Source organism: Brachymonas moutaii (nom. illeg.) (genome assembly GCF_049977365.1).
Taxonomy (GTDB): Bacteria; Pseudomonadota; Gammaproteobacteria; order Burkholderiales; family Burkholderiaceae_C; genus Brachymonas.
This window is the reverse complement of sequence record NZ_JBNGEN010000009.1, coordinates 76,773-85,524: the sequence shown is the minus strand read 5'-3', so window position 1 is coordinate 85,524 and position 8,752 is coordinate 76,773. Positions and strand designations below refer to the sequence as shown.

General features: G+C 66.1%; 11 protein-coding genes and 3 tRNA genes. 1 reads left to right on the top strand and 13 read right to left on the bottom strand.

What is annotated here, in order from left to right; translation table 11 throughout:
* From ACP2WS_RS10190 to rpe, 13 genes are all read right to left on the bottom strand, one after another.
* The coding region (locus ACP2WS_RS10190) for a GTP-binding protein (RefSeq protein WP_230081277.1) at positions 1-126 on the bottom strand (126 nt) is incomplete at its 3' end.
* 83 nt (positions 127-209) lie between these two features.
* A tRNA-Thr gene (locus ACP2WS_RS10185) sits at positions 210-284 on the bottom strand.
* A gap of 32 nt (positions 285-316) precedes the next feature.
* Positions 317-390: transfer RNA gene (locus tag ACP2WS_RS10180), tRNA-Gly, on the bottom strand.
* Positions 391-449: 59 nt separating this feature from the next.
* A tRNA-Tyr gene (locus ACP2WS_RS10175) sits at positions 450-535 on the bottom strand.
* Between the two features lie 94 nt (positions 536-629).
* The gene (trpC, locus tag ACP2WS_RS10170) at positions 630-1,457 is read right to left on the bottom strand and encodes an indole-3-glycerol phosphate synthase TrpC (RefSeq protein WP_426460710.1); all 828 of its coding nucleotides are present in this window, start codon (positions 1,455-1,457) and stop codon (positions 630-632) included.
* A gap of 8 nt (positions 1,458-1,465) precedes the next feature.
* Positions 1,466-1,603, bottom strand: coding sequence for a hypothetical protein (locus ACP2WS_RS10165; protein ID WP_426460709.1), 138 nt, complete (start codon positions 1,601-1,603; stop codon positions 1,466-1,468).
* 2 nt (positions 1,604-1,605) lie between these two features.
* On the bottom strand, positions 1,606-2,649 hold the full coding sequence (trpD, locus tag ACP2WS_RS10160) for an anthranilate phosphoribosyltransferase (protein WP_426460708.1): 1,044 nt from the start codon (positions 2,647-2,649) through the stop codon (positions 1,606-1,608).
* A 21-nt stretch (positions 2,650-2,670) separates the two neighbouring features.
* Positions 2,671-3,333, bottom strand: a complete 663-nt coding sequence (locus ACP2WS_RS10155; protein ID WP_426460707.1) for a LysE family translocator — start codon at positions 3,331-3,333, stop codon at positions 2,671-2,673.
* A 1-nt stretch (position 3,334) separates the two neighbouring features.
* A complete protein-coding gene (locus ACP2WS_RS10150; RefSeq protein ID WP_374493479.1) occupies positions 3,335-3,946 on the bottom strand; it encodes an anthranilate synthase component II in 612 nt (203 codons plus the stop codon).
* A complete protein-coding gene (gene trpE, locus ACP2WS_RS10145; protein ID WP_426460706.1) occupies positions 3,943-5,445 on the bottom strand; it encodes an anthranilate synthase component I in 1,503 nt (500 codons plus the stop codon). Before trpE ends, ACP2WS_RS10150 begins: the two co-directional genes overlap by 4 nt.
* Before the next feature lie 236 nt (positions 5,446-5,681).
* Entirely contained in the window at positions 5,682-6,692 is a 1,011-nt protein-coding gene (locus tag ACP2WS_RS10140) for a 2-dehydropantoate 2-reductase (RefSeq protein WP_426460705.1), read from the bottom strand.
* 92 nt (positions 6,693-6,784) lie between these two features.
* Complete coding sequence (gene gph, locus ACP2WS_RS10135; RefSeq protein ID WP_426460704.1) at positions 6,785-7,519, bottom strand: phosphoglycolate phosphatase; 735 nt, start codon at positions 7,517-7,519, stop codon at positions 6,785-6,787.
* On the bottom strand, positions 7,516-8,193 hold the full coding sequence (rpe, locus tag ACP2WS_RS10130) for a ribulose-phosphate 3-epimerase (protein WP_426460703.1): 678 nt from the start codon (positions 8,191-8,193) through the stop codon (positions 7,516-7,518). The genes gph and rpe overlap by 4 nt, the downstream gene beginning before the upstream one ends.
* Positions 8,194-8,294: 101 nt before the next feature.
* On the opposite strand from rpe, the gene apaG reads away from it, so the two are divergent.
* Complete coding sequence (gene apaG / locus ACP2WS_RS10125) at positions 8,295-8,717, top strand: Co2+/Mg2+ efflux protein ApaG (RefSeq protein ID WP_374493471.1); 423 nt, start codon at positions 8,295-8,297, stop codon at positions 8,715-8,717.
* Positions 8,718-8,752: the final 35 nt, after the last annotated feature.

The window sequence follows — 8,752 nt, the reverse complement described above, 5'->3', positions numbered from 1 at the left end:
ACCGCCGAACTTGGCAGACAGCACGGTGGCAATGGCTGCGGTCAGGGTGGTTTTACCGTGGTCCACGTGACCGATGGTGCCGACGTTCACGTGCGGCTTGGTCCGTTCGAATTTTTCCTTGGCCATGCTTGACTCCGAAAAACGATGAGGGGTGAAAGACTACTAACCACGGCAGCCAAAACCACTCTCATGGTTCGAACGGCCATGAATGGTGCCCATGGCGGGAATCGGACCCGCGACCTCTCCCTTACCAAGGGAGTGCTCTACCACTGAGCCACATGGGCAAAATCTGTACAACCACCTGAACAACCCAAACTGGAGCGGGAGACGGGAATCGAACCCGCGTCATTAGCTTGGAAGGCTAAGGTTCTACCATTGAACTACTCCCGCACACGGCAGAGTTCGAAGAACCCGGACCGCGGCAGCGCCGCAGCTCTGCTCAGGTAAGCTGGTGGAGAGGGCTGGATTCGAACCAGCGTAGGTATAAACCGGCAGATTTACAGTCTGCTGCCATTAACCACTCGGCCACCTCTCCGTAGCAAGATTTGAATTATGCCATGTTTTTGCCGTTTTTCGAAGCCGCCCGAAAAATCCTGTGCATGCGAGCTTCCGGGCGAATGGATGTGGCGTCAGGCAAACAGCGTGGCAAGCGCCCTGCCTGGCTCGGGGGCACGCATGAAGGCCTCGCCGACCAGGTAGGCGTCGACGCCGGCAGCGCGCATGGTGTGTACGTCCTCCCGCGTGAGGATGCCACTCTCGGTCACGAAAAGCTGGTCTTGCGGAATGTCCGGCAGCATGTCGAGGGTATTGGCGATGCGCACCTCGAAGGTGCGCAGATTGCGGTTGTTGACACCCAGCAGGGTGTGGCTGCGCAGGCGGGTGTCGGCGATGACACGGAGCGCACGCTGGAGCTCCTCGCGGTCATGGACCTCGAACAGCGTGGCCATGTCGAGGGCATGGGCGATCTGTGCAAAGTCGTGCATGCGGGCATCGTCGAGGCAGGCGGCGATGAGCAGGATGCAATCGGCCCCCATGCTGCGGGATTCGTAGATCTGGTAGGGGTCGATCATGAAATCCTTGCGCAGCACGGGCAGGTCACAGCTGGCGCGGGCCTGCTTGAGGTAGTCCGGCATGCCCTGAAAGAACTGGCGATCGGTGAGAACCGACAGACAGGCGGCGGAAATGGTGCCGTCGCCTTCGGCGTAGCTTTGCGCGATGTCGGAGGGGAAGAAATCGGGGCGAATCACGCCCTTGGAGGGGCTGGCCTTCTTGATTTCGGCGATGACGGCGGACTGTCCTTGCGCCAGCTTGGCACGGATGACTCCGGCGAAGTCGCGCGTCAGGACACGGCTTTCGGCGTCCGCGCGCATGGCCTGGAGCGGGATGCGCTTCTGGGCCGCAGCCACTTCCTGTTCCTTGACGGCGACGATTTTCTGCAGGATGTCGATGGTGGACATGGTGGGATTCATTCCTCTGTGTCGGGGGGCGGGGGTGACTTGAGCACCCGAACGATGACGCGATGCATGGCGACGGCCATGACGAGGGTCACTGCCGTGACGCCGAAGGCGATCCAGGCACCGTCTCCGCTCATCCAGGCGGGCATGGTCAGGCCGATCCGAGCTGCTGGCTGACGGCAACGAAACGGTCGAGCCGGGCTCGGGCAGCACCGCTGTCGAGGGCCTGCCGCGCCAGTGCAATGCCGGAGCCGATGTCCTCGGCCACGTTGGCGGCATACAGGGCCACACCGGCGTTGAGGATGACGGTGTCGCGAGCGGGACCGGGCTGGCCGTCGAGCACACCCAGGAGCATTTCACGCGATTCCTCGGGGGTGCGCACCCGCAGATGGCGCACACTGGCCATGCGCAGGCCGAAATCCTCGGGGTGAATCTGGTATTCGGAGATGACGCCGTGGTGCAGTTCACCGACCAGGGTGGAGGCACCGAGACTGACCTCGTCGAGACCGTCACGCCCATAGACGACGATGGCGTGATCGGCACCCAGCTCCTGCAGGACACGCACCTGGATGCCGACGAGATCCTCGTGGAAGACGCCCATGAGGATGTTGGGGGCACTGGCAGGATTGGTGAGTGGGCCGAGGATGTTGAAGATGGTCTTGACGCCCAGCTCCCGCCGCACGGCCGCGACGTTCTTCATGGCAGGGTGATGGTTGGGAGCGAACATGAAGCCGATGCCGCACTCCTCGACGCTGCGCGCAATGGCGGCGGGCGACAGGTTCAGGCTGCCGCCCAGGCTCTCGATGACGTCGGCACTGCCGCTCTTGCTGCTGACGCTGCGGCCGCCGTGCTTGCTGACCTTGGCTCCCGCTGCGGCCACCACGAACATGGCGCAGGTGCTGATGTTGAAGGTCTGGGCTCCGTCGCCCCCGGTGCCCACGATGTCGACCAGGTGGGTGGTGTCGGCGATGTGGACCTTGGTGGAGAACTCGCGCATGACCCGGGCTGCAGCGGAGATTTCGTCGATGGTTTCCTTCTTGACCCTCAGGCCGGTGATGAGGGCGGCGGTCATGACGGGGGACACTTCGCCCGCCATGATCTGGCGCATGAGGCTCAGCATCTCGTCATGGAAGATCTCGCGGTGTTCGATGACGCGCTGGAGCGCCTGCTGGGGAGTGATGTGTACGGGTTCCATGGGAAGCGTTCCGGGAAAGAGTCAATGGGTGGCGGGCGCATCGGCGAAGGCCACGCGCAGGCCAAAAAGAATGATGACGGCACCGGCCAGCCCCTCGAACCAGTGCATGGCGCGCCGCAGGGTGCGCGTGGCACCGAGCCGCGCGGTGAGTACGGCCCAGAGGGCACAGAAAATGGCGCTGTTGAAGGTGAAGAGCAGTCCGAGCAGCAGCAGGGCCAGGCCGGGATGGGCTGTTCCGGGCGTGACGAACTGCGGCAGGAAGGCAAGGAAAAACAGGGCGGTCTTGGGATTGAGTACGTCGGACAGGAATCCCTGCCGGTAGACGCGCGAGAGCGACACGCGATTTCCCGAAGACCATGCAGCGCCCTGCCCTGCCTCATCTTCGGGCAGGGGATGCCAGAGAGTGCGCAGCATGCCCACTCCGATGTAGACCAGATAAGCGGCGCCGAGCCCCTTGAGCACGGAGAACACGAGAGGGGATGCGGCCACCAGGGCACTGAGCCCGGCTGCAGCGAGCAGCACATGCACCAGGCAGCCGGTCAGGACGCCTGCGCTGGCGACCAGCCCGGCTCTGCGCCCGGCACGCATGCTGTGTCCCATGATGTAGAACACATCGGGGCCCGGTGTGAGATTGAGCAGCAGGCCGGCCAGCATGAACATGAGCAGGTGGCTGGTGTCGGGCATGTCAGGCCTCTGATGCGGGAGATGCCGGTGTCTGCAGGAAGTTGCGCAGCATGGCGTGGCCGTGTTCGGTCAGGATGCTCTCGGGGTGGAACTGCACGCCCTCGATGGGCAGGGTGCGGTGACGCACGCCCATGATCTCGCCATCGTCGGTCCAGGCGGTGACTTCGAGCTCGGGCGGCAGGGTGGCGCGCTCGATGGCCAGCGAGTGGTAGCGGTTGACGGTGAACTGCCGGGGCAGGTCGCGGAAGACGCCGGTCTGGGTGGTGGTGATGACGCTGGTCTTGCCGTGCATGAGCTCGCGCGCCCGCACGATGCGCCCCCCGAAGGCCGCACCGATGGCCTGATGGCCCAGGCAGACGCCGAGGATGGGCAGCTTGCCCGCAAAGTGGCGAATGGCCGCCACGGACACGCCGGCCTCGTTGGGCGAGCAGGGGCCGGGCGAGATGCAGAGATGGTCGAAGGCGCCCTGCCGGAACAGGTCGTCGAGTTGTTCGAGGCTGATTTCGTCGTTGCGATGCACTGCGACATGGGCCCCAAGCTCGCCGAAATACTGGACGATGTTGTAGGTGAAGCTGTCGTAGTTGTCGATCATCAGGAGCTTGGTGGCGCTCATTGCAGGCCCTCCTCTACCAGTTCGGCGGCGCGCAGGAGCGCGCGGGCCTTGTGTTCGGTTTCCTTCCATTCCATCTCGGGGATGCTGTCGGCCACGACGCCGGCCGCAGCCTGCACGTAGAGCATGCCGTCCTTGACCACCGCGGTGCGGATGGCGATGGCGAGATCCATGTCGCCGGCGTAGCTGAGATAGCCGCAGGCACCGCCATAGATGCCGCGCTTGACGGGTTCGAGCTGGTCGATGAGCTCCATGGCATGCACCTTGGGCGCCCCTGTGAGGGTGCCGGCGGGGAAGGTGGCCTTGAATACGTCCATGCTGGTCATGCCGTCCTGCAGCGTGCCCTGCACGTTGCTGACGATGTGCATGACGTGGCTGTAGCGCTCGACCACGAAGGCCTCGGTGACCTGGACCGAACCGGTCTTGGCGATGCGTCCGATGTCGTTGCGGGCGAGGTCGATGAGCATGACGTGCTCGGCACGCTCCTTGGGATCGTGGATGAGCTCCTGCTCGGCGGCACGGTCGGCCTCGGGCGTGGCTCCGCGCGGACGGGTGCCTGCCAGCGGACGGATGGTGATGGTCTGCTCGCCGGAGGTGTCCTGCTCGTGTCGCACGAGAATTTCGGGCGACGACCCGACCACCTGGAAGTCTCCGAAGTGGTAGTAGTACATGTAGGGGCTCGGGTTGAGCGAGCGCAGGGCACGGTAGAGATTGAGCGGATGGGCGGCAAAGCGCTTTTCCATGCGCTGGCCTACCTGCACCTGCATGAAGTCGCCCGCAGCGATCAGGTCCTTGGCGCGCTGCACGGCGGCCAGATAGTCGGCCTTGGCAAAGTGGCGCTCGACCGGCTCGGACTGGAACCGCCCGGCAGCCGGCGGCAGGGCCGGCTGGGAGAGCCGCTCGCGCAGCTCGCGCAGGCGGTGCTGCGCCTGCGCGTAGGCTTCGGGCCGGGAGGGATCGGCATAGACGAGCAGGTAGAGCTTGCCGGAGAGGTTGTCGATGACGGCGACTTCCTCGCACTGCAGCAGCAGGATGTCGGGCGTACCGATTTCGTCGGGCGGGCAGGTGGAGGCGAGCTTCTTCTCGATGTAGCGCACGGCGTCATAGCCGAAATAGCCGGCCAGCCCCCCGCAGAAGCGGGGCATGCCGGGGGTGACGGCGACCTTGAAGCGGGACTGGTAGCGTGCGATGAAGTCGAGCGGGTTGCCGTGGTCGACCTCGACGACCCGGCCGTCGGTGACGACCTCGGTGCGGGCCTCGCTGCCGAACCCCGTGGCTCGCAGGAAAGTGTGCGCCGGCAGGCCGATGAAGCTGTAGCGTCCGAAGCGCTCGCCGCCGACGACGGATTCGAGCAGAAAGCTGCGCGCGCCGCCGTATTCGACATAGGCCAGCTTGAGGTAGAGGGACAGGGGGGTTTCGAGATCGGCGAAGGCTTCCTGCATCAGGGGGATGCGGTTATAGCCCTGGGCCGCCAGGCTGTTGAATTCGAGTTCGGTCATCATGGAAATCACCTCAGACGCCCTGCCGGACAGATGCGGGGCAAGGCGTGATTGTCATCCAGAAGCGCGGGCCGCCGACAGGCACTGGCCGCACGCCAAGATACCGGCTCCGCTTCAGGCGGGGAGCCGGGAGAGGGCTGCCAAGGATCGCCAGGGCCAGGCTCCCCGGTCGCTGCAACCTGTGAGGATGATGCGGTGAACGAACATATGCGGGTCAGTGTAGCAAAAAACGGAGAATGTCAGGTGAGGTGCTCGGGGGCGACGTGGGGCTCTGGGTACAGGCCGTGCACACGTCCGAACAGGCGGGTGAGCCCCAGCAGCGCATCGATGGCCGGAGTGGGCTCGCCAAGGCGCTGGCCCAGCTCGCGCACGGCTCCGACGATGCTGTCGAGTTCGAGCATGCGGCCGGCTTCGGCGTCCTGGAGCATGGAGGTCTTGAAGGCGCCCAGCCGGGCGGTGAGGGCATGGCGCTCCTCGGGCGGCTGGTCGATGGGACAGTCGATGCGCTGCCCGATGCGGGCGGCCTCTTCCATGGCGACGGAGCAGAAATGGCGCACCAGCGGGTCGGCGAGGATGCGGTCGACGGTGGCCCCGGTCAGGGCCGAGACGGGGTTCATGGTGAGGTTGCCCCAGAGCTTGTACCAGATGTCGCGGCGGACATGGTTGGACAGGGTGACGTCCATGCCGGCAGCCTGCAGCAGACCGGCCACATGCGTCAGGCGCACGGAGGGGGCCCCACCCGGCTCGCCGAGGATGATGCCATGCCCCATGCGATGCCACGCGAGACCGGGCTCCAGTACCGCCACCCCCATGTGGAGCACGGCCCCCACCACCTGACGCAGCGGAATGGCACGGGAGATGACGCCCCCGGGATCGACGCTGTCGAGGGGGCTGTCGGGCAGGCCGGGAACGCCTTGTGCGAACCACCATGGCACTCCGTTCATGGCGGGCAGGATCACGGTGGAAGCATGCAGCAGCGGCGCCATCTGGCGGGCGATGTGTGCGAGCGCGGGGCCCTTGACGGCCAGGATGACCAGATCCTGTGGGCCGAGGGTGGCGGGATCGTCACTGGCGATGGCGGGGGCCTGGAGGGTGTCACCACCGAGTCGAAGCCGCCAGCCGTAATGGCGCAGGGCATCGAGCGTGGCACCGCGGGCCACGGCCGAGACGGTGGCACGGCCAGTGAGGGCCAGCCGGGTGCCGAGGTAGCCGCCAATGGCGCCCGCACCGATGATGCAGATTCGGGTCATGGGAGATTACGGGAAGAAGGATGACGCTGCCGCGCCCCGCGCCCGCCCGACTGCCGGGGGGTACGGGGCATGGCCGTGCGGGAGGCCGCTGGTCATGCGCGGACCGTATCGACCTGCAGGTCGGCCAGGCTGCGCAGGTAGCCGAGCGCCGGCACCTCGTGGATGGAATGGCCGTGGTTATAGCCGTATTCGACGAGCAGGACGGGCGAGCCGGCTGCGTGGGCGGCCTGGGAATCGTTGGAGGAGTCGCCGAGCATGAGGGCATCCTGGGGCGCCACGCCGAGGGCACGGGCGGTCTCGATGAGCGGAAGCGGGTCAGGTTTCTTGCGGGCGAAGCAGTCGCCGCCGAACACCTGCGAGAAGTGCCGGGTAAGGCCCAGGGTGGCAAGCAGGGTTTCGGCGTGGGCTCGGGGCTTGTTGGTGAGGCAGGCCATGGGCACGCCGGTGGCGGACAGGGCGGCGAGCCCTTCGGCCACGCCGGGGTAGGCCACGCTGTGCTGGCCGTTGATGCCGGCGTAGTGGCGCTGGTAGGTGACATAGGCCTGCTGGAACAGGGCGGGATCGAGGGCGTCGGGCGCCGGTGCCGCGCCCACCGACACGAGCACGCTGCGCACGAGCTTTTCGCTGCCCTTGCCGACGAGGCGGGAGATGGTGTCCGCATCGATGGCCGGCAGGGCCAGATCGCGCAGCATGGCGTTGAGGGCCGCGTCGAAGTCGCCCAGGGTGTTGGCCAGGGTGCCGTCGAGGTCGATCATGAGCCCGTGCACCACGAGCGGCCGTTCGGCTCCCGGCCAGCGCAGGGAGATGCCCGTGCGGGGCGCGTTCATGCCAGGACCTCGCGCATGGCGCGGATGACGCCGGCGTAGTCGGGCTTGCCAAAGATGGCACTGCCGGCCACGAAGGTGTCGGCTCCGGCGTCGGCCACGCGGCGGATGTTGTCGACCTTGATGCCGCCATCGACTTCCAGGCGGATGTCGCGTCCGGAGGCGTCGATGCGGCGGCGCGCGGCCTCGATCTTGCGCAGGGCGCTGTCGATGAAGCTCTGCCCCCCGAAGCCGGGGTTGACGCTCATGATGAGGATGAGGTCGATGTCGTCGATGAGCCAGTCGAGCACATCGAGAGGGGCGGAGGGATTGAACACCACTCCGGCCTGACACCCGGCAGCCTTGATGGCCTGCACGCTGCGATGGGCGTGCGGGGTGGCGTCGGGGTGGAAGCTGATGAGGTCGGCTCCGGCCTGGGCGAAGGCCTGGGCGAGCGCGTCGACGGGCTGCACCATCATGTGCACGTCGAGCGGAACGCGGCTGCCGTCGGGGCGGCAGGCATGCGGCTGGATGGCCTGCAGGACCATGGGGCCAAAAGTGAGGTTGGGGACATAATGGTTGTCCATCACGTCAAAATGGATCCAGTCGGCACCGGCGGCGATGACGTCGCGGACTTCCTCGCCGAGGCGTGCAAAGTCGGCCGAGAGGATGGAGGGGGCAATGCGGAAGGTCGTCATGCCGGTATTGTCGCAGAGCCTCCGAGCCCTCGGGCGGGTGGCGCGCCAAGCCCGACCGCCCTCCTGTTCCTTCTTTCTTTTACCTCGAAGCAGTTCTCACCATGTCCACCGATGCCCCTCTTTCCGCAGACCCTGCGGCGTACCAGATGACGATCCGCGTGGAGCCCGAGTATCTGCCTTCCGAATCGGCGCCGGACGAGGGCCGCTTTCTGTTTGCCTACCATGTGACGATCACTAACACGGGCCAGATGGCGGCACAGGTCATTGCCAGGCACTGGATCATCACCGATGGCACGGGGCATGTGCAGGAGGTGCAGGGTCTGGCCGTGGTCGGGCACCAGCCGCTCCTGGAGCCGGGCGAGAGCTTCGACTACACCAGCGGCACGCCCCTGCCTACGCCCGAGGGGCGCATGCAGGGGAGTCTGTTCTGCGTGGCCGAGGATGGCACCCGCTTCGATGCCCCGATCACTCCCTTCGTGCTGGTAGCCGGCGTGCATGTGCGTGCGCCCCATACGCTGCACTGAACACCGTCCCTCCCGCAGATCACCGCCGAGTCGCC

Excerpts from the sequence above, each read along its gene's own strand:
- trpC (WP_426460710.1), bottom strand. The coding sequence starts at position 1,457 with ATGTCCACCATCGACATCCTGCAGAAAATCGTCGCCGTCAAGGAACAG.
- ACP2WS_RS10165 (WP_426460709.1), bottom strand. The coding sequence starts at position 1,603 with ATGCCCGCCTGGATGAGCGGAGACGGTGCCTGGATCGCCTTCGGCGTC.
- trpD (WP_426460708.1), bottom strand. The coding sequence starts at position 2,649 with ATGGAACCCGTACACATCACTCCCCAGCAGGCGCTCCAGCGCGTCATC.
- ACP2WS_RS10155 (WP_426460707.1), bottom strand. The coding sequence starts at position 3,333 with ATGCCCGACACCAGCCACCTGCTCATGTTCATGCTGGCCGGCCTGCTG.
- ACP2WS_RS10150 (WP_374493479.1), bottom strand. The coding sequence starts at position 3,946 with ATGAGCGCCACCAAGCTCCTGATGATCGACAACTACGACAGCTTCACC.
- trpE (WP_426460706.1), bottom strand. The coding sequence starts at position 5,445 with ATGATGACCGAACTCGAATTCAACAGCCTGGCGGCCCAGGGCTATAAC.
- ACP2WS_RS10140 (WP_426460705.1), bottom strand. The coding sequence starts at position 6,692 with ATGACCCGAATCTGCATCATCGGTGCGGGCGCCATTGGCGGCTACCTC.
- gph (WP_426460704.1), bottom strand. The coding sequence starts at position 7,519 with ATGAACGCGCCCCGCACGGGCATCTCCCTGCGCTGGCCGGGAGCCGAA.
- rpe (WP_426460703.1), bottom strand. The coding sequence starts at position 8,193 with ATGACGACCTTCCGCATTGCCCCCTCCATCCTCTCGGCCGACTTTGCA.
- apaG (WP_374493471.1), top strand. The coding sequence starts at position 8,295 with ATGTCCACCGATGCCCCTCTTTCCGCAGACCCTGCGGCGTACCAGATG.